The organism is Streptomyces sp. NPDC056580, from assembly GCF_042793175.1.
Classification (GTDB): domain Bacteria; phylum Actinomycetota; class Actinomycetes; order Streptomycetales; family Streptomycetaceae; genus Streptomyces.
In genome coordinates this window covers 35198-61255 of sequence record NZ_JBHTVE010000017.1, presented here as the reverse complement: position 1 = coordinate 61255, position 26058 = coordinate 35198, and the positions used below count along the sequence as shown (strand labels likewise).

25 protein-coding genes are annotated in these 26058 nt (G+C 73.6%); 10 read left to right on the top strand and 15 right to left on the bottom strand.

All coding sequences use genetic code 11. The annotated features are described in order from the left end of the window. Nucleotides 1-92 precede the first annotated feature (92 nt). Complete coding sequence (locus ACFQ9Z_RS32165; RefSeq protein ID WP_383027479.1) at nt 93-1328, top strand: ricin-type beta-trefoil lectin domain protein; 1236 nt, start codon at nt 93-95, stop codon at nt 1326-1328. Between the two features lie 100 nt (nt 1329-1428). Here the strand turns inward: ACFQ9Z_RS32165 and ACFQ9Z_RS32160 are convergent, their stop codons facing one another. Genes ACFQ9Z_RS32160 through ACFQ9Z_RS32150 form a run of 3 tightly spaced genes read right to left on the bottom strand, consistent with a single transcriptional unit; the run spans nt 1429 to nt 3552 of the window. Next, nucleotides 1429-1677, bottom strand: coding sequence for a hypothetical protein (locus ACFQ9Z_RS32160; protein ID WP_383027476.1), 249 nt, complete (start codon nt 1675-1677; stop codon nt 1429-1431). Between the two features lie 35 nt (nt 1678-1712). Further along, complete coding sequence (locus ACFQ9Z_RS32155) at nt 1713-2738, bottom strand: DNA topoisomerase IB (RefSeq protein WP_383027473.1); 1026 nt, start codon at nt 2736-2738, stop codon at nt 1713-1715. A 7-nt stretch (nt 2739-2745) separates the two neighbouring features. Beyond that, nucleotides 2746-3552 carry an SDR family oxidoreductase gene (locus tag ACFQ9Z_RS32150; RefSeq protein ID WP_383027468.1) on the bottom strand — a complete coding sequence of 269 codons (807 nt, stop codon included), beginning with the start codon at nt 3550-3552 and terminating at the stop codon, nt 2746-2748. Between the two features lie 161 nt (nt 3553-3713). Between ACFQ9Z_RS32150 and ACFQ9Z_RS32145 the strand changes: the two genes are divergently transcribed. The 4 genes from ACFQ9Z_RS32145 (at nt 3714) to ACFQ9Z_RS32130 (ending at nt 7067) form a co-directional block, all read left to right on the top strand. Continuing rightward, the gene (locus ACFQ9Z_RS32145; protein WP_383027465.1) at nt 3714-4754 is read left to right on the top strand and encodes a PHP domain-containing protein; all 1041 of its coding nucleotides are present in this window, start codon (nt 3714-3716) and stop codon (nt 4752-4754) included. A 67-nt stretch (nt 4755-4821) separates the two neighbouring features. Then, complete coding sequence (locus tag ACFQ9Z_RS32140) at nt 4822-5493, top strand: HAD family hydrolase (RefSeq protein ID WP_383027457.1); 672 nt, start codon at nt 4822-4824, stop codon at nt 5491-5493. Nucleotides 5494-5786: 293 nt separating this feature from the next. After that, the gene (locus tag ACFQ9Z_RS32135) at nt 5787-6818 is read left to right on the top strand and encodes an SDR family oxidoreductase (RefSeq protein ID WP_383027452.1); all 1032 of its coding nucleotides are present in this window, start codon (nt 5787-5789) and stop codon (nt 6816-6818) included. Nucleotides 6819-6851: 33 nt separating this feature from the next. Further along, the gene (locus ACFQ9Z_RS32130) at nt 6852-7067 is read left to right on the top strand and encodes a hypothetical protein (RefSeq protein ID WP_383027449.1); all 216 of its coding nucleotides are present in this window, start codon (nt 6852-6854) and stop codon (nt 7065-7067) included. Nucleotides 7068-7188: 121 nt separating this feature from the next. Here ACFQ9Z_RS32130 and ACFQ9Z_RS32125 read toward each other — a convergent pair whose 3' ends face one another. Then, nucleotides 7189-8478: an ROK family protein gene (locus ACFQ9Z_RS32125; protein WP_383027446.1), complete on the bottom strand. Its 1290-nt coding sequence runs from the start codon at nt 8476-8478 to the stop codon at nt 7189-7191. Nucleotides 8479-8729: 251 nt separating this feature from the next. Between ACFQ9Z_RS32125 and ACFQ9Z_RS32120 the strand changes: the two genes are divergently transcribed. The 4 genes from ACFQ9Z_RS32120 to ACFQ9Z_RS32105 all read left to right on the top strand — a co-directional run bounded on the left by ACFQ9Z_RS32120 (nt 8730) and on the right by ACFQ9Z_RS32105 (nt 13057). Continuing rightward, nucleotides 8730-9224, top strand: a complete 495-nt coding sequence (locus tag ACFQ9Z_RS32120; protein WP_383027444.1) for an FBP domain-containing protein — start codon at nt 8730-8732, stop codon at nt 9222-9224. 94 nt (nt 9225-9318) lie between these two features. After that, entirely contained in the window at nt 9319-10572 is a 1254-nt protein-coding gene (locus ACFQ9Z_RS32115; RefSeq protein WP_383027440.1) for an aromatic acid exporter family protein, read from the top strand. Between the two features lie 46 nt (nt 10573-10618). Then, nucleotides 10619-11689, top strand: coding sequence for a hypothetical protein (locus tag ACFQ9Z_RS32110; RefSeq protein ID WP_383027437.1), 1071 nt, complete (start codon nt 10619-10621; stop codon nt 11687-11689). Nucleotides 11690-11800: 111 nt separating this feature from the next. Beyond that, on the top strand, nt 11801-13057 hold the full coding sequence (locus ACFQ9Z_RS32105) for a lactonase family protein (RefSeq protein WP_383027433.1): 1257 nt from the start codon (nt 11801-11803) through the stop codon (nt 13055-13057). On the opposite strand, the gene ACFQ9Z_RS32100 is transcribed toward ACFQ9Z_RS32105, so the two are convergent. Together ACFQ9Z_RS32100 and ACFQ9Z_RS32095 are read right to left on the bottom strand one after the other, a co-directional pair. Continuing rightward, nucleotides 13025-13750: a DUF2470 domain-containing protein gene (locus ACFQ9Z_RS32100; protein ID WP_383027430.1), complete on the bottom strand. Its 726-nt coding sequence runs from the start codon at nt 13748-13750 to the stop codon at nt 13025-13027. The two genes, ACFQ9Z_RS32105 and ACFQ9Z_RS32100, sit on opposite strands and share 33 nt — an antisense overlap. Nucleotides 13751-13833: 83 nt before the next feature. Then, entirely contained in the window at nt 13834-14439 is a 606-nt protein-coding gene (locus ACFQ9Z_RS32095) for a TetR/AcrR family transcriptional regulator (protein WP_383027426.1), read from the bottom strand. 121 nt (nt 14440-14560) lie between these two features. Here ACFQ9Z_RS32095 and ACFQ9Z_RS32090 point away from each other — a divergent pair, with 121 nt between their 5' ends. Further along, a complete protein-coding gene (locus tag ACFQ9Z_RS32090; RefSeq protein WP_383027423.1) occupies nt 14561-16081 on the top strand; it encodes a cytochrome P450 in 1521 nt (506 codons plus the stop codon). Between the two features lie 63 nt (nt 16082-16144). Here the strand turns inward: ACFQ9Z_RS32090 and ACFQ9Z_RS32085 are convergent, their stop codons facing one another. From ACFQ9Z_RS32085 to ACFQ9Z_RS32045, 9 genes are all read right to left on the bottom strand, one after another. After that, a complete protein-coding gene (locus ACFQ9Z_RS32085; RefSeq protein ID WP_383027418.1) occupies nt 16145-17065 on the bottom strand; it encodes a pentapeptide repeat-containing protein in 921 nt (306 codons plus the stop codon). Nucleotides 17066-17146: 81 nt separating this feature from the next. After that, a complete protein-coding gene (gene sigJ, locus ACFQ9Z_RS32080; protein WP_383027415.1) occupies nt 17147-18040 on the bottom strand; it encodes an RNA polymerase sigma factor SigJ in 894 nt (297 codons plus the stop codon). Between the two features lie 121 nt (nt 18041-18161). After that, nucleotides 18162-19463, bottom strand: coding sequence for an alpha/beta fold hydrolase (locus ACFQ9Z_RS32075; RefSeq protein WP_383027410.1), 1302 nt, complete (start codon nt 19461-19463; stop codon nt 18162-18164). A 96-nt stretch (nt 19464-19559) separates the two neighbouring features. Then, nucleotides 19560-20591: a LacI family DNA-binding transcriptional regulator gene (locus tag ACFQ9Z_RS32070; protein WP_383027406.1), complete on the bottom strand. Its 1032-nt coding sequence runs from the start codon at nt 20589-20591 to the stop codon at nt 19560-19562. A 185-nt stretch (nt 20592-20776) separates the two neighbouring features. Continuing rightward, entirely contained in the window at nt 20777-21097 is a 321-nt protein-coding gene (locus ACFQ9Z_RS32065; protein ID WP_383027402.1) for an L-rhamnose mutarotase, read from the bottom strand. Between the two features lie 17 nt (nt 21098-21114). Beyond that, nucleotides 21115-22197 (bottom strand): rhamnose ABC transporter substrate-binding protein, encoded by a 1083-nt coding sequence (gene rhaS / locus ACFQ9Z_RS32060; protein WP_383027397.1) that lies wholly within the window; start codon nt 22195-22197, stop codon nt 21115-21117. A 37-nt stretch (nt 22198-22234) separates the two neighbouring features. Further along, nucleotides 22235-23224 (bottom strand): ABC transporter permease, encoded by a 990-nt coding sequence (locus ACFQ9Z_RS32055; RefSeq protein WP_383027392.1) that lies wholly within the window; start codon nt 23222-23224, stop codon nt 22235-22237. Continuing rightward, entirely contained in the window at nt 23217-24287 is a 1071-nt protein-coding gene (locus tag ACFQ9Z_RS32050; protein ID WP_383027387.1) for an ABC transporter permease, read from the bottom strand. Before ACFQ9Z_RS32050 ends, ACFQ9Z_RS32055 begins: the two co-directional genes overlap by 8 nt. 55 nt (nt 24288-24342) lie before the next feature. Beyond that, nucleotides 24343-25860, bottom strand: coding sequence for a sugar ABC transporter ATP-binding protein (locus ACFQ9Z_RS32045; RefSeq protein WP_383027380.1), 1518 nt, complete (start codon nt 25858-25860; stop codon nt 24343-24345). Nucleotides 25861-26058 lie beyond the last annotated feature (198 nt).

The window sequence follows — 26058 nt, the reverse complement described above, 5'->3', positions numbered from 1 at the left end:
GTCCGGACCTGGGTATTGACCCACCCCTTATCTCACACCTTGAATCAAGAGGGCATCTCCTGTGTCTCCACCCCCACACCGAACGGAGAGTCATGCCCTCCCCACGCCTGCTCCGCAGATGTCTGTTCGCCGCCCTGTCCGCCGCGCTGGTCGGCTCGGCCGCCGTCGGCCCGGCCCGCGCCCAGGGCTCGGCCCCGGCGGCCGCGGCGGCCGTCTCCACCTTCTCCGACAACTTCGACGGGCCCGCGGGCTCGGGCGTCGACTCCTCGAAGTGGACGCTGGAGACGGGTGACAACGTCAACAACCATGAGCGGCAGTACTACACCTCGGGTACCAAGAACGCGGCGCTGGACGGCCAGGGGCATCTGGTGATCACGGCCCGCAAGGAGAACCCGGCGGGCTACCAGTGCTGGTACGGCAGTTGCCAGTACACGTCCGCGAGGCTCAACACCTCGGGCAAGTTCAACGCGCAGTACGGGCACGTCGAGGCCCGGATGAAGATCCCGCGCGGACAGGGCATGTGGCCCGCGTTCTGGATGCTCGGCACGCCCGTGAACTGGCCGGACTCCGGCGAGATCGACGTGATGGAGAACGTCGGCTTCGAGCCCTCGACCGTGCACGGCACGATCCACGGCCCCGGCTACTCCGGCTCGGGCGGCATAGGCGCCGGCTACACCCTGCCCGGCGGCCAGGCCTTCGCGGACGCGTTCCACACCTTCGCCGTCGACTGGGCGCCGGACTCGATCACCTGGTCGGTGGACGGCAATGTCTACCAGCGCCGCACGCCCGCCGACCTGGGCGGGAAGACCTGGGTGTTCAACAAGCCGTTCTTCCTGATCCTGAACCTCGCGGTGGGCGGCTACTGGCCCGGCGACCCGGACGGCTCCACCCAGTTCCCGGCCCAACTGGTGGTCGACTCGGTGTCGGTGACGACGAGCGACAGCGCGGCCGGTGTCCCGATCCGCGGTCTGGCGGGCAAGTGCGTGGACGTGGCCGCGGCGAACTCCGCCAACGGCACCCCGGTGCAGCTGTACGACTGCAACGGGACGGCGGCCCAGCAGTGGACGGTGGGCTCGGACGGGACGCTCCGGGCGCTCGGCAAGTGCCTGGACGTCACCAGCGGCGGCACCGCCGACGGCACGCCCGTCCAGCTGTGGGACTGCAACGGCAGCCCCGCCCAGAAGTGGGCCCTGCCGGCGGCCCGCGACATCGTCAACCCCCAGGCGAACAAGTGCCTGGACGTGACCGGGAACAACTCGGCCAACGGCACCCGGCTGCAGATCTGGACGTGCACGGGCGCCGCCAACCAGAAGTGGACGGTGGGCTGAGCCAGGCGTGACGGGGCCGTCGCGGGCGGACCGCGTCCCGCGCCGGCCCCGCTCAGCCGGGCCGGCGGCCGGGGAGGTCACCCGGGGTACGGCGCCGCGTTCAGTGGTGGAGCGTCCAGGTGTACTTGTCGCCGCCCACCCAGCGGATGGAGTCCGGGTCGTCCAGGTCGTGGATGGGCAGCCCGTGGGACGCGGCGGCCTCCAGCACGTCGGTGATGGTCCTGGCCTCACCGATGACCTGACCGTCGATCTCCATGATCCGGAAGGGCGGCTGGCCGTGCCGGCCCGGGCACACGCCGAGCACCAGGATCCGTGGGCGGGCGATGTGCGGAACTCCTTGTTCGGTCATGCAATAGAGCCTAGAACGCCTCGCGGGCCGGTGGCTCATCCGCGTGCGCCGTCCAGGAGGCCGAGGACCGCCGCCTCGACGGCTCCCTGGGTGGCGGGGCGGCCGAAGTCCCCGTGCTCCCCGAGCCGGCCGAGCGCCGGGGCGATCGTCACGCCCTGGTCGAACAGCTCGAAGACTTCGGGGTCGATGTAGGAGGAGCGGCACACCGCGGGCGTGTTGCCGAGGTAGTGGCTGACCTCCCGGACCGCGCGGGCCGTCTGCCGACGGCGGGCCGCCTCGGTGGCACGGGCGCTGCCAGCGGTGACGGCCACCGCGACGGCGGCGAGCACGGTGGCGTGCCAGGTCCGGAAGTCCTTCGCGGTCACGTCGGTGCCGGAGAGCCGCCGCAGCGCCTCGTTCAGGTCGTCGCTGTGCAGGTCGTGCCAGGCGCCGCGGTCGTGGAAGGCGAGGAAGCGGTCGCCGCCGCGCGGACGGCGCAGCAGGGCGCGGGCGACGGCGTGCGCCTGGTCGTCGACCAGGGCCCGGACCGTCTCGATGCCGCCCTTGGCGGGGAAGCTGAAGGAGATCTCGCCGCGGCCGCAGCTCACGTGCTCGCGGAGCATGGTCGTCAGGCCGTAGGTCTCGCTGGTGCGGGTGTGCCGGTCGCTGCCGATGCGGAAGAAGCCGAGGTCGAGCAGGCGTACGGCGCAGGCGGTGACCCGGGGCCGGCTCAGTCCGCGTCCGGCGAGGTCGGCGGAGACCTGGGCGCGCAGTTCGGGCAGGGCACGCGCGACACCGCGCACGTGCTCGTGCTTGGCAATGTCCTGCTCGGCCCGGAACTGCTGGTGGTAGAGGTACTGGCGGCGACCGGCGGCGTCGGTGCCGACGGCCTGGAGGTGGCCGTTGGGCCACGGGCAGATCCACACGTCCCGCCAGGCCGGCGGAACGGTGAGGGCCCGGATCCGGTCGAGCTGGGCGGGGTCGGTCAGGGGCGCGCCCTTCTCGTCCCGGTAGCGGAAGCCGCGGCCGCAGCGGATTCGGGTGAAGCCCGGCCGCTCGCTGGAGCTGGTACGGAGTCTCACCGCGACCTCAGGGCCTTCGCCAGTCGTCGCCGGTCAGGTGGGAGCCGGCCTGCGGGCCCATGCGCAGCATGCCGCCGTCGACGCTCCAGGAGGCGCCGGTGACGTAGGAGGCGTCGGGGCTCGCCAGGAAGGCGATCACGGCGGCGACCTCGCGGGCGTCACCGGGTCGTCCCAGGGGCACGCCGGGGCGGCGCTCGGTGTGCACGTCGGTGTCCTCCTGACCGGTCATGGGGGTGGCGATCTCGCCGGGCGCCACCGCGTTCACGGTGATGCCGTGCTCGGCCAGCTCCAGCGCCATCACCTGGGTGAGCAGCCCGAGCCCGCCCTTGGCCGCGCAGTACGGCGCCGCGCCCACCCGGGGCTGGTGCTCGTGGACGGACGTGACGTTGACGATCCGGCCGCCGTCGCCCTGCGTGATCATGCGCCGGGCCGCCTTCTGCCCGCACAGGAACGGTCCGACGAGATCCACGTCGAGCACTCGGCGCACATCCTCGAGACCGAGGTCGAGGAAGGGCGTCATGGTGCCCGTACCGGCGTTGTTGACCAGGACGTCGACGCGGCCGAGTTCGGCGCACAGGTCGTCCACGGTGTCCGCGGCCCCGGGCAGTTCGGTGAGGTCGAGCCGGGCCACGGCCGCCCGGCGGCCCTTGGCGCGTACCTCCCGCGCCGTCTCCTGCGCGCCCTTCTCGTCGGTGTGCCAGGTGATGCCGACGTCCAGCCCCGCCTCGGCCAGGCGTACGGCGGTGGCGCGCCCGATGCCGGAGTCGGAGCCCGTGATCACGGCCACCTTGCGGGTCTCGGCGGAAGCGGTCATACCGGGTCTCTCCTCGCGGGTGGGCACGTCGACGGGACTTCGCAGTACCCGGGGTCCCGGGCGGCAAACGCCGGGCCGAGGGGGGCGGGGCGGCCGGTGACGTGCGCCGCGGGCCCGTGCGGGGAACCCTGTAAGGGCTTCACCGAGCTGGAGGTGCACGTATGGACCCCGTGGCGGCGCTGGACCGGATCGCCTTCCTGCTGGAGCGGTCGCTGGCACCCACGTACCGGGTCAAGGCCTTCCGGACCGCCGCCCGCGTGCTGGCCGCGCTGCCGCACGAGGAGGTCGCCGAGCGGGCGGCGGGCGGGACGCTCGAGGCGCTGAAAGGGGTCGGTCCGAAGACCGCGCAGGTGGCGCGCGAGGCGCTGGCCGGTGAGGTGCCCGGTTATCTGCGCAGGCTGGAGGAGGAGGCCGGCGCCCCGGACGCGGGCGGACCGGGGTCGGAGCTGCGGGCGCTGCTGCGCGGTGACTGCCACACGCACTCCGACTGGTCGGACGGCGGCAGCCCGATCGAGGAGATGGGTCTGACGGCGGCCCGGATGGGCCATGAGTGGACCGCGCTGACCGACCACTCCCCCCGGCTGACCGTGGCCCGGGGGCTGTCGCCCGAGCGGCTGCGCGAGCAGCTCGCGGTGGTGGCGGAACTCAACGCGCGGTGGGCGCCGTTCCGGCTGCTCACCGGGATCGAGTGCGACATCCTCGAGGACGGCTCACTGGACCAGGAGCCCGGACTGCTCGAACGGCTGGACGTCGTGGTGGTGTCGGTGCACTCCAAGCTGCGGATGGACGCCCGCTCGATGACCCGCCGGATGGTGGCCGCGGTCCGCGATCCCCACGCGGACGTGCTCGGCCACTGCACCGGACGCCTGGTCACCGGGCGCGGCCGGCCCGAGTCGGAGTTCGACGCGGACGAGGTGTTCGCGGCCTGCGCCGAGTCCGGCACCGCGGTGGAGATCAACAGCAGGCCCGAGCGGCTCGACCCGCCCCGGCGGCTGCTGCGCCGGGCGGTGGCCGCCGGGACGCTGTTCGCGGTGGACACCGACGCGCACGCGCCCGGACAGCTCGACTGGCAGATCCTCGGCTGCGCCCGCGCCGAGGAGTGCGGGGTGCCGGCCGGGCGGGTGGTGAACACCTGGCCGGCCGACGAGCTGCTGGCCTGGACGCGTGAGGGCCGCGTACCGGCGCGCGTGGCGGGCTCCTGACGTGGTACCCGCAAGGTGGCGGGCTCCTGAGGTGGTACCCGCAAGGGTGAGAGAAAGGAACCCCTGGATGGACCGCGCCGCCGTGTTCGACGTCGACGGAACCCTCGTCGACACCAATCATCTGCATGTCGTGACCTGGTGGGAGGCGTTCCGGCAGGCCGGGCACGACGTGCCCATGCACGCCGTGCACCGGGCCGTGGGCCTCGGCTCCACTGATCTCATCGCGCACCTGCTGGGCGACGGCCGGGACGAGGAGCAGGACGCCGAGCTGAGCGCGGCGCACAAGGCCCTGTACGGCCAGTACTTCGACCGGCTGCACGCCCTGCCGAGGGCCGGGGAGCTGCTGCGGCGGCTGCACTCGGACGGCTGGCGGGTGGTGCTGGCCACCTCCGCGAGCGGCGCCGAGCTGGGCGCGCTGCGCCGGGCGATCGACGCGGACGAGGTCATCGCGGGCACCGCCAGCGCCGACGACGTGGCACGGGGCAAGCCCGCTCCGGAACCGGTGGAGCGCGCGCTGGAGCTGGCCGGGGTGCCGGCGTCCCGGGCGGTGTTCGTCGGGGACACCGTGTGGGACATGCAGGCCGGCGCCAAGGCCGGGGTGCGCTGCGTGGGGCTGCTGTGCGGCGGGATCCCGCGGGCCGACCTGGAGGAGGCGGGGGCCGGGGCGGTGTACGACGATCCGGCGGACCTGCTCGGCCGGCTGGGCGACAGCCCGCTGGCCGAGACGCCGCGGCAGTGACGCGGGTCACGGCAGCGTCCGGGAACACCCAAGGGTGGTTGCCCGTTGAACCAGCCGTGGGTGTGGATGGGACAGTGTCCCCGGGCCTCACCTTTTGCCCACAGGGACGATCGTTCGGCTGAAGCCCTGTGGAGCCTTTCGCCGAGAGGCGACCGCCATCCGCGCCCACCCACAAGCCGCCCCGGCCGTGTCTCCCCCGTCACGGCCGGGGCTTTCTCGTGCCGCCGCCGTGTGCCGGTCGGGCCGCCGGGTACCCGGCGGATCCGCCGAAGTCTCCGCGGAAGGAGCCGAAGGTGACCAGCGCAGTGGGCAGCAGGGTGGTGGTGACGGGCGCCACCGGCAATGTCGGCACCAGCGTGGTGCGCGTCCTGTCCGAGGATCCGGGGATCAAGTCGATCCGGGGGATCGCACGGCGGACACCGGTGTGGTCCCCGCCGAAGACGGAGTGGTCGGCGGTGGACCTGGCGTCCGGGACGGCCAACCTGGCCGAGCGGTTCGAGGGCGCCGACGCCGTGATCCATCTGGCCTGGGCGTTCCAGCCGACGCACGATCCGGCGACCACCTGGCGGACCAATGTGCTGGGCAGCAACCGTGTGTTCGAGGCGGTCGCCGCGGCCCGGGTGCCGGTGCTGGTGCACGCGTCCTCGGTGGGCGCGTACTCGCCGGGCCCCAAGGACCAGGCGGTGGACGAGTCATGGCCGACGCACGGCTGGCCGGACGCCGCGTACTGCCGGGAGAAGGCGTACCTGGAGCGCACCCTGGACATCTTCGAGCGCGACCACCCGGAGGTCCGGGTGGTCCGGATGCGGCCGGGCTTCCTGTTCAAGTGGGAGTCGGCCAGTGAGCAGCGGCGCATCTTCGGCGGGCGCTTCCTGCCCGGGCCGCTGGCCCGGCCCGAGATGCTGCCGTTCCTGCCCGACGTGCCGGGGCTGCGGATGCAGGTGCTGCACACCGACGACGCCGCCGAGGCCTACCGGCTCGCGGTGCACTCGGAGGCAGCCCGGGGCGCCTTCAACCTCGCCGCCGACCCTCCGGTGGACGCCTCGATGCTGGGCGAGATGGTCGGCACCCGCGCGGTGCGGCTGCCGCGCGCCGCCGCCCGGTCGGCGCTCGCCGCGGCCTGGGGGCTTCGCCTGGTCCCGGCCTCCCCGCACCTGTTCGACGCGGTCCTGCGGCTGCCGCTGATGGACTGCACCCGGGCCCGCACCGAGCTGGGCTGGCGCCCCCGGTACACGGCCGAGGAGGTCCTGCGCGAGTTCCTGGACGGACTGCAGCGGGGCGGCGGCATGGAGACCGAACCGATGCGCGGCCGGAAGGTCGGCTGAAGCGCGTCGGCGTGATGGAGAGGAGAGGAAGTCATGACCGTACGGCCCGAGCCCGAGCCGGAGCCCGGCCGCGATGAGCACCCCGTCCCCCGGGACCCGCCCGACCAGCAGGCCCGTCCCGGCACCGACCCGCTGGACGTGGCCGCGGAACCGGCCGGCGAGAAGGAGACGGGGCCGGCCGGGGAGACCCGGACGGGCGAGGACATCGGGACGGAGGAGCGGCCGGAGCCGGACGAGCCCTCCGGGTGACCGCCGGGCCGACGGCCCGTGGCGTCGGTCTTCCGTGCCGGGCCCGCAGGGAACCGTGCCTGTTCACGGCTCTTGCCGCGCCGCCCCTCAGAGGGGCGGCACGGCAAGCGCGGTACAGGCCCTAGCGCGGCGCCCGCTCCTCCAGTGCGGCCCGCCAGGCCGGGTGGCGGTCCTCCGGGACCGGTTCGGCGCGGCGGCCGCCGCGGGCGAAGAAGTCGGCGAGCGGCAGGATGGCGGCGCCGACGGTGACCGCGTCGGGGCCGAGCCGGCCGAGTTCGATGGTGACCTTGTCCGCCGGGTGGCGCAGGGCGTACGTCGTCGCGTGGCGGCGCACGGCGGGCAGGAACCGGGTGCCGAGCTGGAGTCCGGCCCAGCCGCCGATGAGGATCCGCTCCGGCTGGAAGAGGTTGATCAGGTCGGACAGACCGGCGCCCAGGTACTCGGCCGTCTCCTCCAGGACCGCCAGTGCGACCGGGTCCGGGTCGGCGCTCTCGAGCGGATAGGCCGCGGCGAGCATCGCGGTGAGCGCGGTCTCCTCGTCGGCGCCCTCGGGCGGCCGTCCGCCCTCCTCGCGCCAGCGGGCCAGCAGCGACTCCGCGCCCGCGTAGGCCTCCAGGCAGCCCGGCGCCCCGCACCGGCAGCGCCGCCCGCGCACACGTACCGTCAGATGGCCCCACTCGACGGCCCGCCCGTGCTCCACCTCGGGGGTGACCAGGCAGGCGCCGACGCCGGAGCCGAAGAGCACGACCACCGCGTTACGGGCGCCCCGCCCGGCGCCGAACCACATCTCCGCCTGGCCCAGCGTCTTGGCGCCGTTGTCTATGAAGTAGCGGACGGCGTCCGGGAGCTGGGAGGTCGAGCGGAGCAGCTCCTCCAGCGGCACCGCGTCCCAGCCGATGGTCTGCCCGTGCACGACGGCGCCCCGGTCGGCGGTGTGCTCCACGATGCCGGGGACGCCCACGCCGACGCCGAGCAGCCGCTCGGGCACGGCCTCCGGCGCGGCGAGCACCTCGGCGATGCCGTCGCGGATGTGGCCGACGATCACGTCGACGTCGTAGCCGTCCTGGGTCAGCGGGCGGTCGGTGCGGGCGAGTTCGGTGAGCGCCAGGTCGAACAGCTCGACCCGGACCCTGGTCTCGCCGACGTCGACGCCGATCATCTGGCCGCTGTGCGGGGCGACGCGCAGCAGCGTGCGGGGGCGGCCGCCGTCCGAGTCGACGCTGCCGGCCTCCTCCACCAGCCCGTCGGCGGCCAGGTCCGCGACGACGTTGCTGACGGATCCGGAACTCAGCCCCGTCGCCGGGCCCAGCTCGAAGCGGCTGAGCGGACCGTCGAAGTACAGCCGTTGCAGCACGGCCGTGCGGTTCCCCCGCCTGAGGTCCCGTACCGTACGCCCGTTCCGCCCCGCCATGTGGCTCCTTCCGAAACCTGTCCCGACCTGCAACATACCCTCCGCACCGGACGGAACGCGACTTTCCGACAACCCTTATTTCATGTACTGAGCTAACCGGTGCGAGGCGACAGGACCCTGCTCACCGCCCACTGCCGCCACAGCCTACGGAAAACCGGTGGCACGGCCCTCCTGTGGCTACGTAGGCTAGCCATGAACCTAGAGGGTCTAGGTTCACGCGACGGAACATGGAATCCGGAAGGACCCCAGTCATGCCACCGCTCACCGAGCAGGACATCCGCAGCTCCTTCATCAACTGCTCCAAGGGTGAGGCGAAGCGGCTGGCCGTGCCGCGCGACCTCGGGGAACGGCCCTGGGACGATCTGGACTTCCTCGGATGGCGGGATCCGGGGGCGCCGGACCGGAGCTATCTGGTCGCCGAGCGGGAGGGCGGGCCCGCCGGCGTGGCACTGCGCTTTCCGGCCTCGCGGCGCGGGTTCCTGCACCGCAGCCTGTGTTCGGTCTGCCTCACGACGCATCCGGGCGGCGGGGTCTCGCTGATGACGGCGCGCAAGGCGGGCCCGGCGGGCCGCGAGGGCAACTCGGTCGGCGTGTACATGTGCACCGACCTGGCCTGCTCGCTGTACGTGCGCGGGAAGAAGGCGCCGCAGTCCGGGGGCAGGTTCGAGGAGAGCCTGAGCCTGGAGGAGCAGATCGCCCGCACGACGGGCAATCTGAACGCCTTCCTGGACAAGATCCTGGCCTGACGCCCGCCCCCGGGCGGGCGGTCGGCCGTCACGGATGGACGCCTCGGCGATCGAGGACGTTCGGCCTGGCCGGGGAGCGGGAACAGGCCAAGGAATGCAAGACGTACGAGAGTGGCCCGCGGCACTGAAGCGACTGGTGATGCGCTACCGGGAGCCGGTGGTCGTCCAGACGCTTCGGTCCGCGACCGCGGCGACGATCGCCTACGTGGTGGCGCTGCGCCTGAGTCCGGAACCGGCCCCGCTGACCTCGCCCCTGACCGCCCTGCTGGTCGTCCAGGTCACCTTCTACGCCACCCTCACCAACGGCATCCGCCGGGTGAACTCGGTGGTCGCCGGGGTGCTGGTCGCCATCGCGTTCAGTCTGCTGGTCGGGCTGACCTGGTGGAGCCTGGCGCTGCTGATCGTGGCCTCGCTGGGCGTGGGACACCTGGTGCGGGTGGACGAGTACGTGGCCGAGGTGGCGATCAGCGCCATGCTGGTGCTCGGGGTCACCACCGTCGGCTTCACCGCCTGGGCCCGGATCGTGGAGACCCTGATCGGCGCGTTCGTGGGCATGGCCTGCAACCTGCTGCTGCCGCCCCCGGTATGGGTGGACAAGGCCGGTCAGTCGATCGCGGACCTCTCCCGGCGGGTGCGGCAGCTCATGCTGCGGATGGGCGAGGAGGCGGCCGGCCACGTCACGTGGGAGCTGGCCGCCGAACGGCTGCACGAGGCCCGCCGCCTGGACCAGCACATCGCCCAGGTGGACGCCTCGCTGCGGCAGGCCGAGGACAGCCTGCGGCTCAATCCGCGCGTCCGGGAGGGCCTGCTGCACCGGGTGGTGCTGCGCACCGGCCTGGACACGCTGGAGATCTGCACGGTGGTGCTGCGGGTGCTGGCCCGCTCCTTCACCGACCTGGCCAAGGCCCGCGGCCCCGAGGAGCTGTTCCCCAAGCAGATCGGCGCCACGGTGGAGCAGCTCCTCTCCGAGATCGGCGACGCCATCGTCAGCTTCGCGGTACTGGTGACCACCCATCTCAGCGAGAACGCCGAGTCGGCGGAGGCGCGTCTGGCCGCCGAGCTGCACACCGCGGCCGGCACCCGAGACCGGCTCGCCGGGCTGCTCCAGGAGGAGATCGGCAAGGACTGGGAGAACTGGCAGCTCATGGGCGCCGTGCTGACCGAGGTGGACCGGATCATCGCCGAGCTGGACACCGAGCACCGCACCCGCCGCCTGCTGGAGGAGCTGGACCGGGTGTCCCGGGAGCAGCGGGCCAGGCTGCCCCGGATGAGCAGGCTGCGCGAGCGCCTGGGAGTGCAGGAGAACCTCTGGCGGAACCGCGCGGGGTTCGGCGAGCGTTCTCCGTGAGAGGTGCCGCGGCGGGGCCGGCACCAGGAGGCGAGGGGGCGGGCCGATGGCCGGGACCGGGGTACGGATCGACGGGAACACACTGAGGCTGGCGGGCGGCGTGGCGGTGCGGTTCGTGCGCACGCTGCGGCTGCCCGAGAAGGGCACCCATCCGCTCCCGCCGGGGCTCGGCGAGTTCCCGGTGCGGCGGGTGTCCGACTTCGGCGACCGGGTGCCGCCGCAGTGGCGCGGTCGCGGCGGCGTGATGCTGCCGGTCCACCTGCGCGAGGCGATGTGGCTGAGTTTCACCGGTACGACGGAGCCGGCCGCTCTCCAGGTGGGCGTGGGCAAGGTGTGCGCCGTGTCCGGGAAGCCGTGGCGCGACCACCTGGTCCGCAAGCCGCAGAACTACCTGGTGCTGCCCCGCCAGCCCTGGCTGGACGGCATCAACTCCGGCAAGGGCACGGTGCGGCAGTTCGTCGCCGTGCCGCTCGGCCTCGGGGCGACGGTGGAGGGCCAGGTCACCGGCGAGGAGGTGTGGGGCGGCGTACAGCTCCAGGCGTTCGGGCTGAAGGAGCGCGCACTGGCCGAGTGGCGGCGCGCGGAGCGGGAGCGGCAGCGGCAGCGGACGGCCGGGCCGTTCGCCGGCTACGGCGCGCCCCCGCCCGGCGGCGGACCCGTCCCCATGGCGGCGGCCGCTCCCGGCGGGCCCCCGCCGGCGCCCTCCGCCCCGGCGGGCGCTCCCCCGCGGCGCGCGGCCGCGATGGGGCTGGGCGTCGGCGGCTCGATGCGCCAGGAGGTCTACCGGGACGACCGGCCCCTGAAGGACTGGTCCGAGACGCCGGCCGGACGGGTCTTCGTCCACCTGGTCACACCTCCCGAGTGGCGCCGCATCACCGGCGAGGCGCCTCCGCCGTCGCCGGTGGACCGCGCTGCGTACACACGGGCCGGGCTGCCCTGGTACGACTACTACGACGAGGACGCCGAGGACCTCGACCCGTCCGGGGCCCTGACCGACGTCAAGCCGGTCGGCGACTGGCTCGGCGACGACCTCGACCCCTGGCAGCAGCCGTCCCCCGGACAGGTCACCCCGCTGAAGGACGCGCCGGGCAAGCCGGTCGAGGACGGTGACTGGTAGTCCCGGATCGCGTTGCGCTCCGTGCAACGGCCGTTGCCGTTCTTGCCTTCACCGGCCGGTCCGCGCCAAGGTGACCGCACCAGCGGGACGACCGACGACCTGAGGTGCGGCATGGACGAGGAGGAACGGGCGGTGCGCGGCGGCTCCCGTGCGACCGGCCGGGGCGGGGAACCGGGGACCGGCTGGAGCAGGCGCCGGTTCGTCGGGGCCGTGGCGGGTGCGGCCGCCGTGGTGGCGGTGCCCGTCACGGCTGCCGAGCCGCCCGCCCCCGCCGCGCCGGCCGGTCCGGCGCCGCGGGCCGGTGAGCGCACGGCGGCCCGTCCGCCCCGTGGGCCGGACCGACCCCGTCCGCTGTATCTGGGCACCTACACCTCCGCGCAGGGCGGCGGGGCCGGCGTCGGGCTGGCCGAGTACGACCCGGCGACCGGCCGGATCACCGGCAAGGGGACGCTCACCGGCGTCCCCGACCCGTCGTATCTCGCGGTCCACCCCGACGGCCGCACGCTGTACGCGGTCGACGAGCGCCAGGAAGGCGCGGTCACCGCCGTCCGGCTCGCCGACCGCAAGGTGCTGGGCGCCCGCGGCACGGGCGGGGCGGCCCCCTGCCACCTCTCGGTGCACCCGCGCGGGCGCTGGCTGCTGAGCGCCAACTACCAGTCGGGCAGTGTCGCCGTGCACCCCATCGACGCCTCGGGGGCGCTCGGCGAGCGCACCGCCGTGGTCACCCACACCAGTCCCGCGCCCGGCCCCGGGCAGCAGGGCCCGCATGCGCACCAGTTCGTCACCGCCCCGGACGGCGGCCACGTCCTCGCCGTCGACCTCGGGACCGACACCGTCTACAGCTACCGGCTCGACGAGCGCCGGGGCACCCTCACCGAGGTCGCCCGGGCGCACGCCCGGCCCGGCGCGGGCCCGCGTCATCTGACCTTCCACCCCGGCGGCCGCCACGCCTACCTGGCGAACGAGGTGGACGACACGGTCGCCGTCTGCGCCTACGACCCGCCCACCGGCCGCCTGACGATCGGCGCCCCGCAGCCGTCGGGCTCGTCCGGGGGCACCAACTACCCGGCGCAGTTCCTGGTGACCGCGGACGGCTCGTTCGCTTTCCTCGCCAACCGCGGCCACAACAGCATCGCGCGCTACGCCGTCGAGGACTCCGGAGCCCGGCTGCGGCTGCTCGGCACGGTGCCGGTGGCCGGGGACTTCCCGCGGCAGATCGCCCTCTCGCCGGACGGCCGGCTGCTGTTCGCGGCGAACCAGCGCTCCGGCACGGTCGCCGTCTTCCACGTGGACCGGGAAGGCGGCGGGATGCGCCTGGCGGGCGAGCCGTTCGCGTCACCGGTCGCCGTCTGCGCGCTGCCGCTGTAGGGCGCGGGGGCGGGCGGCGCCGCACGCCTGGGCCAGCAGGGCGTGCATGCGCTCGGTGAGCTGGGCGACGTCGTCGGCGGGGGTGTGGAACGGCAGCCGTACGTCGCCCTGGGTGCGGGCGCGTTCGATGCGCAGGGTGAGACCGTGCCGGTCGACGGCGAGCGGCACCACGCGGGTCGCGGCGTGCAGGCTCTCGGGCCGCACGAGGCGGGTGAGCCGTTCGACGGCGTCCGGGTGGGCGTCGGCGAGGTGGGTCAGCAGCCGGGCCTCCGCGCCGGCCAGCGGGTCGGGCGCGGCGGCGGCGAACTCGTCGGGGCCGACGGGCACGGAGCCGGACGGCTGCCACAGCACCACGCGGGTGGGCCGCAGGAACAGCGAGCCGCCGAACGGGGTGAACCAGCCGGCCAGCCACAGCCGGGCCCGGATCCGCCGGCGCACCGGCACGGGGGCCGCGTCGGCGAACTCGACCAGGGCGGTGGGCTCGCCGCGCGGGGCGCACAGCGCGGCCGCGGCCAGGGCGCTGTCCTCGGGCACGTCCAGCAGCACTCCGCCGTCGGCGGTCACGCGGTGCGCGCCGACGTACTCCTCGCGGGCTCCGTCCGCGGTCACCGCGCACGACCACGCGACCGCCGCCACCGACCGCGCCCGCTGAGCCGCGCCGGGTCCGGCCGCCCAGTCCTGGGTGTCACCCATCCCCACTCCTCCCACTAAGGTAAGCCTTGCCTAACCTATCGGGGATCGGGGCGCGCGCCAACCACGCCCGCCGGCGTAGGACCTCAGACGATGACCCCCAGCAGTGCCCGGGCGCACAGGTCGCGGACCTGCTCCCGGGCCGGCCCGCCGTCGCGCAGCCACTCCAGGCAGACGGCGGTGGTGAAGGCGAGCCAGCCGCGCACGGCGAGCCGCGCCCCTGGAGTGCTCTCGAACGCGGGCCCGAACTCGGGATCGGCGGCCAGGGCGCCCAGGATCTGCTGCTCCTGGGCGGCCAGGGCCCGCTGGTAGACGCGGCGCACGGCCTGGTCACCGGCCGCGTCGGCGCGGTGGAAGGCGCGGAAGCCGTGCGCGTGCGCCTGGACGTAGGCGAGGTAGGTGTCCAGGCCGGCGAGGAGCTGCTCGCGCACCGGCACCCCGGGCACGGCCGCCGTCATGCGCAGCATCCGCTCGCTCTCGCGCTCCACGACCGCGGCGAAGAAGTCCCGTTTGGTCGGGAAGTAGTGGTAGAGCAGCCCGCGGGAGACCTCCGCCATCTCGGCGACCCGCTCGATGCGCACCTCGTCGTACGGGCTCTCCGAGAACAGCCGCGCGCCGACCGACAGCAACTGCTCACGGCGCTCCTCGGTGCTGAGTCTGCGCCGGGCGCGTTCCCCCTGGTTCGCGGGCATGCCGTCACTTTACTTGACGCCGGTTCAACAAGCGGACCACACTGGAACGCGTTATTGAACTCACGTACAACACGCGCGCGTCACAGGTTCGACCATCCGCTGGATCAAGGGAGATCGCGTCATGGCGGTGACGACGGAGACCGGGCTGCCCAAGGGGTTCCGCGGTGCCGAACAGGGCTGGCCCGAGCTGCACCGCATCCCGCATCCGCCGCGCCGGCTGCCGCTGCTCGGCGATGTGCTCGGCGTCGACCGGCACCGGCCGCTGCAGGACTCGATGCGCTTCGGGCGGGAACTGGGGCCCGTCTTCCGCCGCCGGGTGTTCGGCAACGAGTTCGTGTTCCTGTGGGGGTCGCGGCTCGTCGCCGACCTCTCCGACGAGTCCCGGTTCGCCAAGCACGTGGGTCTGGGGGTCGCCAACCTCCGCCCCGTCGCCGGGGACGGGCTGTTCACGGCGTACAACCACGAGCCGAACTGGGAGCTGGCGCACGAGGTGCTGGCGCCCGGCTTCAGCCGGGAGGCCATGGCGGGCTACCACTCGACGATGCTGGCGGTGGCCGGGCGGCTGACCGGGCACTGGGACCGGGAGCTGGCCGCCGGCCGCCCGGTGGACGTGCCCGGTGACATGACCAAGCTGACCCTGGAGACGATCGCCCGCACCGGGTTCGGGCACGACTTCGACTCCTTCGAACGGGACCGGCCGCATCCGTTCGTGACCGCGATGGTCGGCACGCTGAGCTACGCGCAGCGCCTGAACAGCGTGCCGGTGCCGCTGGCGCCGCTGCTGCTGCGCGGCGCCGCCCGGCGCAACGCCGCCGACATCGCCCACCTGGACCGCACGGTCGACGAGGTCGTGGCGGCCCGGCGCCGCTCGGGCGGCGGGGGCGGGGACCTGCTGGACCGCATGCTGGACACCGCGCACCCCGAGACCGGGCAGCGGCTGTCCGCGGAGAACGTGCGCAAGCAGGTGATCACGTTCCTGGTGGCCGGCCACGAGACCACCTCGGGCGCGCTGTCCTTCGCCCTGTACTACCTGGCCCGGCACCCGGAGGTCGCCGCCCGGGCCCGCGCCGAGGTGGACCGCGTCTGGCGGGACACCCCGGAGCCAGGCTACGAGCAGGTCGCCAAGCTGCGCTACGTCCGCCGGGTGCTGGACGAGTCGCTGCGGCTGTGGCCGACCGCGCCCGCCTATGCCCGGGAGGCCCGGCAGGACACGGTGCTCGCCGGGGAGCACCCGATGCGGCGCGGAGCCTGGGCGCTGGTCCTGCTGCCGCTGCTGCACCGCGACCCCGAGGTGTGGGGCGAGGACGCCGAGCGCTTCGACCCGGACCGCTTCGCGGCGGGCGCCGTACGGGCCCGGCCCCCGCACACCTTCAAGCCGTTCGGCACCGGCGCGCGGGCCTGCATCGGCCGCCAGTTCGCGCTGCACGAGGCGACCCTCGTCCTCGGCCTGCTGCTGCGCCGCTACGATCTGCGCGCCGACCCCGCCTACCGGCTCCGGGTCACCGAGCGCCTGACGGTGATGCCGGAAGGTCTGCGCCTGCGCCTGGAACGACGCCCCTCCCCCGCCCCGGCACCCGTCACCGTGCCCGACACCGGCCCCGGCACGGCCGCCCGGTGCCCGGTGAGCGGCACGGGCGGCTGACCCCGGCCGGAGGGCACCGGCGCGCCCCGGTCCGCGGTGGGCGAACTCCGCGGCCCGGAACTCTCAGCCGCCCGCCACCCAGTGCGCGGGCCGGGTGACCGACTGCGGGAGTCTGGTGCCGGCGTTGCCGCGGGCCGCGTTGACCTGGGGCTGGGTGAGGAAGAAGGCGCCGGTGAGGTCGGCGTCGGTCAGGTCGGCGTCACGGAGGTCGGCGCCGATCATGTCGGCGTCGCGCAGGTCGGCGCCGGTCAGGTCGGCCGCGATGAGGTACGCGCCGCGCAGACTGGCCCCGCGCAGGTCGGCGCCGGGCAGCCGGGCGCCGATGAGGTCGGCGCCCCGGCGGTCCTTGGCCGCGCGCCGGCCGCCCTTGCCCCGCTTTCCGCCCTTGCCCGTCTTCCCGGCTCTGCCGCCCTTGCCGTCGTGCCCGTCCGGTCCGTCCGTTCCGCCTACGGCGTCCGCGCGGGCGAGTTCGCTCGCGCGCAGCAGCAGGACGTTGACCTCCTGCCGGTGGGCGGCGACGTCCAGCCGGGCCAGTTCCTCCGGGGTCCCCCGGGTGAGCAGCTCGGTGCGCTCCAGTGCCTCGCGCAGGCCGGCGTGGACGGGCCGGGCGGCCTCCAGGCGCAGCGCGTCCGTCAGGTACCAGAGCAGTTCGTGCAGTTGGCGTACGACGGGGAAGACCTCGAACATCCGGCGGGCGTGCTCCTTTGAGCCGGTACGCCAGTCCTGCCCCTCGAAGGTGAGCCGCGAGACCTTCTGGCCCGCGCCGAAGCAGTCGTAGACCGTGCAGCCGGGGAAGCCCTTCTCGCGCAGGTCGGCGTGGATGCCGCAGCGCTGGTCCTCGCGCAGGTTCGGGCAGGGCCTGCCCGCGGGCTTGTCGAGCGCGAAGTCCGCGGACGCGGCGAAGGGCAGGGCGACGCAGCACAGCCCAAAGCACTGGGCGCAGTCGCCGCGCAGAGCGGCGAGGTCGGATATCTGACCGGGCATGGCGACAAGCTTAGTGACCTGCGTGGCCGCCCGGCGCGCGGCCACGCCCTCCGCCCCTGACACGCCCGGTCCATGAGCCCCTCAGCCCTCCAGCGCGGGCAGTTCGAGGCGGGCCAGGCGTTCCGGGTCGGCGAGGATGTAGAGGCCGGTGATCCGGCCGTCGGCGACGGTGAACGCCGTGACCGAGACCGGCCGTCCCCCGGGCGCGGTGACCAGGCCCACCGTTCCGTTGACCAGTACGGGCCGGGCGTGCACGGCGAGGTGGGCGAACATCGAGGCCTGTTCGGCGACCGTCCGGGCCCCGCTGACCGCCTTGGAGGCGCCCACGCCCCGGACCAGGGCGCCGGCGTCGGCGCGCAGCGCGGCGTCCGGGTGGAGCAGGCCGAGCAGTGCCTCGAAGTCGCCGCCACGGGTGGCGGCCAGCCAGGCGTCGACCACCTGCCGCTGCCGGCCGAGGTCGGGGTCGGCCGCCGGTCCGGCCCCCTGGACCCGGCGGCGGGCCCGGCTGGCGAGCTGCCGGGCGGCGGCCGGGGTGCGCTCGACGATGGCGGCGATGTCGTCGAAGGGCACGGTGAACATGTCGTGCAGGACGAACGCCAGCCGTTCGGCCGGTTCCAGCGTCTGCAGGACCACCAGGAGCGCGAGCCCGACCGAGTCGGCCTCCAGCACCTCCTGCTCGGGGTCGGTCTCGGCGAGGGACCGGACCACCGGGTCGGGGACGAACGCGTCGTCCATCGGCTCCTCGCGGCGCGCGGTGCGCGAGCGCAGCATGTCCAGGCAGACCCGGCCCACCACGGTGGTCAGCCAGCCGCCGAGGTTGCGGATCTCCTCCGCGTCGCTTCGGCCGAGCCTGAGCCAGGCCTCCTGGACGGCGTCCTCCGCCTCGGTCAGCGAGCCGAGCATCCGGTAGGCCACCGCGCGCAACTGCCCCCGGTGCTCCTCGAAGCGGTCGGCGAGCAGGTCGGTGCGGTTCATGAGGTCCCCGTTCGTTCGGTGGCGGCCGCGGATCCGGTCCGGTGATCACCGGCTCGCCCACGGCCGCAGACTATGCCGCCCGCCCGCCGCAGCAACTCCTTTTACGCCGCGCCCCGTTGGCTCACGCCTCGTCGCGGGCCAGGGCGAGCAGCCGGTCCAGCACCCGCGGCGCCCCGGTGCGCAGCCCGTCGTGCTCGTACTCGTCGGTCACCCAGGTCCGCAGCCCCCGCACGGCGCGGGCGGTACGCAGCGAGTGGCCGGCGTCCACGTACATGTCGTCGTGGTAGACCGCCGCGGCGACCGGGACCTCGTTGGCGGCGAGCCGGGCCGGGTCGTACAGCGGCTGCCAGTCGGTGCGGGCGGCGAGCAGTTCGGCCGTCTCCCGCAGCGGGCGCAGGGCCGGGTCGGTGTCGAACGTCCAGGGGTGCACCGTCTCGCCGGTGAACAGCACCGGGGCGTCGCCGGCGACCGCCTTGGCCGCGTCGAACTGCGGGAACTCCGCCCGTACCCGCTCGGCCGCCCAGGCGGTGGGGCGGGCGTCCTGGCCGTAGACGGACTCGTGGACGAGCGCGTACAGCGGGTGCGCCGCGTACGACAGCAGGCCGCGCACCTGTTCCTGGAAGGCGTCGGACAGCTCCGGGCCGCCGGGGGTGCGGACGAACGCGTCCTCCAGGAGGAAGTGCAGCCGGTGGCTGCCGTCGCTCATGCCGAGCATCAGGCCGAGGGACTGGAAGGCCTCCACGGTGAGACGGTGGCCGCCGGGCAGCACGACGTCGTGGGTGAGGAGGTGGTCGGCGATGCGCCGGGCCCGCTCGACGTCCTGCGGGTAGCGGGCGTAGTGCGCGGCGACCTTGCGTTCCATGCGCGGGTAGGCGGCCCGGTAGACGTCGTCGGCGTGGGCGTCGAGGGAGGGCAGGCCGCCGGTGATGACGGCGGTGCTCAGGCCCTCGGGGGCCAGGGAGAGGTACGACACCGCGCAGAAACCGCCGAAGCTCTGTCCGAGGACGGTCCACGGGGCGCCGCCCGTCACCCGGGGGCGGACGGCCTCGCAGTCGCGGACGATGGAGTCGGCCCGGAAGTGGGTGAGGTAGGCGGCCTGCTCGGCGGGGCCGCCGCGCAGCGGCAGGGTCTGCCGGTTGGCGGGCGTGGAGCTGCCGGTGCCGCGCTGGTCCAGGAGCAGGACGCGGTAGTCCTTCAGCGCGCGGTCGAGCCAGGCCTGCCGTCCGACGAAACGATTCGCCCCAAAGCCGGGCCCGCCCTGCAGATACACCAGCCACGGCAGGTCCTGCCCCGCCCGGTCGCTCGCGACGGCCTCGCGGGCGTACAGCTCGATGGTCTCCCCGTCGGGCCGCGCGTGGTCGAGGGGCACGGTGAAGCGGCGGTCGGTGAGGACGACACCGGGCTGGCGGTAGCTGGAAGTCAACGGTTCTCCCGGGACGGACGGCACGGACGCGTCCCAGTTCAGCACACCGGCCGGGGCCCACCCACCCGGGATCACGGATCCCTGCTGAACCGCCGGTCAGCGGGCGGCGAGGCTGGAGCGGCGCACCACCAGCTCCGGCTGGAGCACCACGCGCCGGTGCTCGTGCCGGCCGGCGCCGCCCTCCGCGCCGGCCTCGGTCTCCTCCAGCAGCAGCTCGGCGGCGAGTGCGCCCATGGTGACGGCGGGCTGCCGTACCGAGGTCAGCGGTACGGCAGCGGCCGCGGCGAACTCGATGTCGTCGTAGCCGACGATGGCCAGGTCGTCGGGGACGACCACGCCGGCCGCGTAGAGGGCCTGGAGCACGCCGAGGGCGAGCAGGTCGTTGGCGCAGAAGACGGCGGTGGGGCGGTCGGCGAGGCCCAGCAGCCGGGCGCCGGCGTCCCGGCCGGCGGCCACGTCCAGGCGCTCGCTGGGCAGCTCGCGCAGGGCGTCGGGCCCGAGTCCGGCCTCGGCGAGGGCGTTCAGGGCGCCGGTACGGCGGTCGCGCACCTGGTTCAGTCCGGGCGGACCGCTGACGTAGGCGATCGAACGGTGCCCGGCGTCGACCAGGTGCCGCACGGCGAGGGCGCCGCCCGCCACGTCGTCCACGGAGACCGAGCACTCGGCGGTGCCCTCGGCGACCCGGTCGACCAGCACGAAGGGGATGCCGTGCCGGCGGAAGGCCTCGATGTTGCGGCCGGTGGCGTCGGCCGGGGTGAGCAGCACCCCGCGCACCCGCTGCTCGGCGAAGAGCGAGAGGTACTCCGCCTCCTCGGCCGCGTTCTGCGCGCTGTTGCAGACCATCACGCCGAGCCCCGCGTCCCGGGCGGCCCGCTCGGCGCCGCGTGCCACGTCCACGAAGAACGGGTTGCCCATGTCCAGCACCAGCAGGCCCATGATCCGGCTGCGGCCGGCGCGCAGTTGCCGGGCGGACTCGCTGCGCACGTAGCCGAGCCGCTCGATCGCGGACAGCACCCGCGCCCGGGTCTCGCCGGCGACGGTCTCCGGACGGTTGATGACGTTCGAGACCGTGCCCACCGAGACTCCGGCGGCGCGGGCGACGTCCTTGATACCCACCGACTGGGCCATCGGACTTCGGACCTCCAGGGGACGAGGGGACGGCGGGGCGACGCGCTCACGGGCACCACGGGCGCCCGGGCGCCCGAGGGCGGACTCACCGCGCGCTCACGGGCGGAAGGGGCCCTCACATTACCGTCATCACCGGCATCACGGCCCGGTGACGGCGGGTGCGGCGGCCCCGCTCGCGGCGGCGGTCACGGCAGGTGGAACACCTCCGTGAGCGGTGTCATCGCCTCGTCGGGCCGGGCGCCGTCCAGCGATTCGAAGAACGGCGCCATCTCCGCCTGCCAGCGGGCGTTGACGTCGGTGGCCTCCATGGCGGCCTGGGCGGCGGCGAAGTCCTCGGTCTCCAGGTAGCCGACGAGCAGTCCGTCGGCTCTCAGGAAGAGCGAGTAGTTGTGCCAGCCGGCCGTCCGGAGCGCGTCGAGCATCTCCGGCCAGACGGCGGCGTGCCGCTCGCGGTACTCGTCGAGGCGGTCCGCCCTGACCTTCAGCAGGAAGCACACGCGTCGCATCAGCGCCCCCTCGTCGATCAGAAGTCGAACCGGTCGATGTTCTTGGCGTCGAACACGGTCGGCTTGCCCAGGTTGATCACGCCGTCCTTGCCGATGGTGCAGGACGTGCCGCCCGCCTCGAACGTCTCGCCCTCCTTGCCGCTGATCTGCCCGGATGCCAGGGCGACGGCGGTACGAGCGGCCAGGTCGCCGAGCTTGGCCGGGTCCCACAGCTCGAAGGCGTCGACGGTGCCGTTCTTGACGTACTTGCGCATGTCGTTGGGGGTGCCCAGACCGGTCAGCTTGACCTTGCCCTTGTACTTCGAGCCGGACAGGTACTGGGCGGCGGCCTTGATGCCCACGGTGGTCGGGGAGATGATCCCCTTGAGGTTCGGGTGCTCCTGGAGCAGGCCCTGGGTCTGCTGGAAGGACGCCTGCGCGTCGTCGTTGCCGTAGGCGATCTTGACGAGCCTGACGTTCTTGTACTTGGGGTCCTTCAGCTCCTCCTTCATGAAGCCGATCCAGGTGTTCTGGTTGGTCGCGGTCTGCGCCGCCGACAGGATCGCTATCTCGCCCTTGTAGCCGATCTGTTCGGCGAGGAGCTGCACCTCGGTGCGGCCCAGGTCCTCGGCGGAGGCCTGGGAGATGAAGGCGTTGCGGCAGCCCGGGTTGGTGTCGGAGTCGTAGGTGACGACCTTGATGCCGTTGGTCATGGCCTGCTTCAGCGCGGTGCACAGGGCGCCCGGGTCCTGCGCGGAGACGGCCATCGCGTCCACCCGCTGCTGGGTGAGGGTGTTGACGTAACTCACCTGACCGGAGGTGTCGGTGGCGCTGGAGGGGCCCACCTCCTTGTACTTCTCGCCCAGTTCGGCCAGGGCCTTCTCGCCGCCCTTGTCGGCGGTGGTGAAGTAGGGGTTGTTGACCTGCTTGGGCAGGAAGCCGACGGTCAGTCCCTTCTTGGTGGCCGCTTTCGGGTCGGCCTTGCCGGCGGAGGCGGCGGCGGCCCCGCTGTCGTTCTTGACGTCGTCCTTGGTGGTGCCGCCGCAGGCGGTGGCGGCGAGCGCGAGGGAGGTGACGGCGGCGAGGGCCACGCAGGTGCGGCGCAGGGTGGACTGGCGCATGGTCGGGTTCCTTTACGAGGGTCGGTCGGGCGGGGAGTTACGACGTCGGTGCCGGGGCGGCTCTGCGGCCCGCCCTCGCGACGGTGATCTGGCGGGCGACCCGGGGTCCGAGCACGGAGACGACGAGCAGCACGCCGGTGACGACGATCTGGGACTGGGCGGAGACGTTCAGCAGGCTCATCACGTTCTGCAGCGCGCCGAGCAGGAACACCCCGGCGATCGCGCCGCCGAGCGTGCCCTTGCCGCCGTCGAAGTCGATGCCGCCGAGCAGTACGGCGGCCACCACGGAGAGTTCGAGGCCGGTGGCGTTGTCGTACCGGGCGCTGGCGTAGTGCAGGGCCCAGAAGACGCCGGTGAGCGCGGACATGAACCCGGTGGCGACGAACAGCAGCAGCTTGGCCCGCTTGACCCGGATGCCGGCGAACCGGGCCGCCTCCTCGCCGGCGCCGACCGCGAACAGCGACCGGCCGAACGGGGTGGCGTGCAGCACGACGACGGCGACGGCGAGCAGCACCAGGAAGGGCAGGAAGGCCTGGGGCAGGAAGCTGTCGCCGAGACGTCCGGCGGCGAAGTCCTGGTACCGGGCGGGGAAGTCGGTCACCGCGTCCGAGCCGAGCACGATCTGCGCGATGCCGCGGTAGGCGGCGAGGGTGCCGATGGTGACGGCGAGCGAGGGCAGGCCGAGCCTGGTCACCAGCAGGCCGTTGACCAGGCCGCACACCACGCCCAGCAGCAGGCAGAGCGGGATGATCGTCTCGATGGCCATGCCCTGGTTCCACAGCTTGCCCATCACCGCGCCGGACAGCCCGGCCGTGGAGGCGACCGACAGGTCGACCTCGCCGGAGACCACCAGCAGGGTCATGGGCAGGGCGATCAGCGCGATGGGCAGCGTGTTGCCGATGAGGAAGGACAGGTTGAGGGAGTTGCCGAAGCCGTCCACGAAGCCGAACGACATCAGCAGCAGGACGATCAGGAGGGCGCCGACGACGGTGTCCCAGCGGACGGCGCGGCTCAGCGTCTCAGGCACCGGCGTTCTCCTCGGTCAGGGGGGCCTTGCTCAGGGCCGACTTCTTCTTCAGGGCGGCGGCCACCCGCAGCGCGACGACCCGGTCGACGGCGATGGCGAGCAGCAGCAGGACGCCGTTGATCGCGAGCACCCACACGGAGCTGACGCCGAGGGCGGGCAGCACGCTGTTGACGGAGGTGAGCAGCAGAGCGCCGAGGGCGGCACCGTAGACGCTGCCGGCTCCACCGGTGAAGGCGACGCCGCCTACGACGACGGCGCTGACGACGGTGAGTTCGTAGCCGTTGCCGGTGCCGGAGTCGACGTTGCCGAACCGGGCCAGGTACAGGGCGCCGGCGAGCCCGGCGAGGGCGCCGCAGACGGTGTAGGCGGTGAGGATGCGCCTGCGGACGGGGATGCCGGCCAGCCGGGCGGCCTCCGGGTTGGAGCCGAGCGCGTACAGCTCGCGCCCGCTGCCGAAGTGCTTCAGGTAGTAGGCGGTGGCGATCAGGACGGCGAGCGCGATGAGGGCGAGCCACGGGACGGCGGAGAGGCCGCCGGAGCCGAAGTCCACGAACCCGCCGGGGAGGTCGGCCGCCGTGATCTGCCGGGAGCCGACCCAGATGGAGTCGATTCCCCGGATGATGTACAGCGTTCCGAGGGTGACGACCAGCGCGGGCACCTGGCCGAGGCTGACGAGCGCACCGTTCAGCAGGCCGAAGCCGACGCCGAGCAGGACGGCGAGGAGCAGCGCCACGGCCGGGCTCCCGCCGCCGTGCAGACAGGTGCCGGCCGCGAAGGCGCTGATGCCGAGGACGGAGCCGACCGAGAGGTCGACGCTGCGGGTGATGACGACGAGGGACTGGCCGGTGGCGACCAGCACCAGGATCGTGGCGTTGAGCAGCAGGTCCTTGATGCCCTGCTCGGACAGGAACTCGCTGTTGCCGGCCTGGGTGACGGCGATCATCACCAGGAAGACGGCCAGGATGGCGAGTTCGCGCATCCTGAAGACCCGGTCCACCAGCCGGGTGCCGCTGGAGCCGGGCACCTCGGTGAGCGGTGCCTCGTTCGGGGTGGTCACCGTCATGCGGCGGCCCTCCTGGTGACGGTCGGGGTCATACGGGCGGCCCTTCCTCGGGCTGTCATGCCGCGGCCCTTCCGGTGGCGGCGGCCATCACCGTCTCCTCGGTGGCCGCGGAGCGCGGGATCTCGGCGGTGATCCGGCCCTCGTGCATGACGAGCACCCGGTCGGCCATGCCGAGGATCTCGGGCAGGTCGGAGGAGATCATCAGGACGGCGACGCCCTCGGCGGCCAGCTCGCTGAGCAGCCGGTGCACCTCGGCCTTGGTGCCGACGTCGATCCCGCGCGTCGGCTCGTCCACGATCAGCACCTTCGGGCCGGTGGCGAGCCACTTGGCGAGCACGACCTTCTGCTGGTTGCCGCCGGAGAGGGTGGAGACGGCGTCGGCGATCCGGGCGTACTTCACCTGGAGGCGTACCGCCCAGTCGAGGGAACGGCTGCGTTCGGCGCCGCGGTCCATCAGGCCGGCCTTCACGGTCGTGCGCAGTCCGGTGAGCCCGATGTTGCGCGCGATGGACATCTCCATCACCAGGCCCTGGGCCCGCCGGTCCTCGGGAACCAGGGCGAGTCCGGCGGCCATCGCGGTGGAGGGCGCCCCCCGGGTGAGTCTGCGGCCCTCGACCTCCACCTCGCCGGCGTCCCACCGGTCGACGCCGAACACCGCGCGGGCCACCTCGGTGCGGCCCGCGCCGACCAGTCCGGCGAGACCGACGATCTCACCGCGCCGCACCTCGAAGGAGACGTCGGTGAAGACGCCCTCGCGGGTCAGCCGGCGCACGCTCAGGGCGACCTCGCCGGGTGTGACGTCCTGCTTGGGGTACAGCTCGTCCAGGTCGCGGCCGACCATCCGGCGGACCAGGTCGTCCTCGGTCATGCCGTCGAGAGGCTCGCTGGCGATCCAGGCGCCGTCCCGCAGCGTGGTCACCCGGCGGCAGATCTGGAAGATCTCCTCCAGCCGGTGGGAGATGAACAGCACCGCGGCGCCCTGCTCGCGCAGGGTGCGGACGACGCCGAAGAGCCGGGCGACCTCGCTGCCGGTCAGGGCCGCCGTCGGCTCGTCCATGATCAGGACCCGGGCGTCGAAGGAGAGCGCCTTGGCGATCTCCACGATCTGCTGGTCGGCGATGGACAGTCCGCGGGCGGGCCGGTCGGGGTCGAGCTCGACGCCGAGCCGCCGCATCAGGGCCGCGGTCGCCGCGTGCGTGGCCTTGTGGTCGATCCGGCCGAAGGCCCGGCGGGGCTGGCGGCCCATGAAGATGTTCTCGGCGATGGACAGGTCGGGAAAGAGCGTCGGCTCCTGGTAGATCACGGCGATCCCGGCGTCGCGGGCGTCGCCGGGCCCGTGGAAGACGACGGGCTCGCCGTCGAGCAGCACCTGGCCGGAGTCCGGGCGGTGCACCCCGGCGAGCGTCTTGATGAGCGTCGACTTGCCCGCGCCGTTCTCACCGGCGAGGGCGTGCACCTCACCGGGCAGCAACTCCAGGGAGACGCCTCGCAGGGCGCGCACGGCACCGAAGGACTTCGAGACGTCCCGCAGGGCCAGCACCGGGGTCGGCCCCGGGTCAGGCGGGTGGGTCATGGGAGCTCCTCGACGACGCCGGCGGCACCGCCCCTCGACGTCGTGAAAGGTTTCAACTGGATTGCCGGGACGTTAGGCATCCCGGGCATGTCACGTCAATGGGTCCGAGTCGAAAAACTTTCGATAGCCGTAGGTGACAGAGGAGTCCCGGGCAACGGTGTCGGCCGGAATGCTTGACACCCCCCTGGACGACTCATA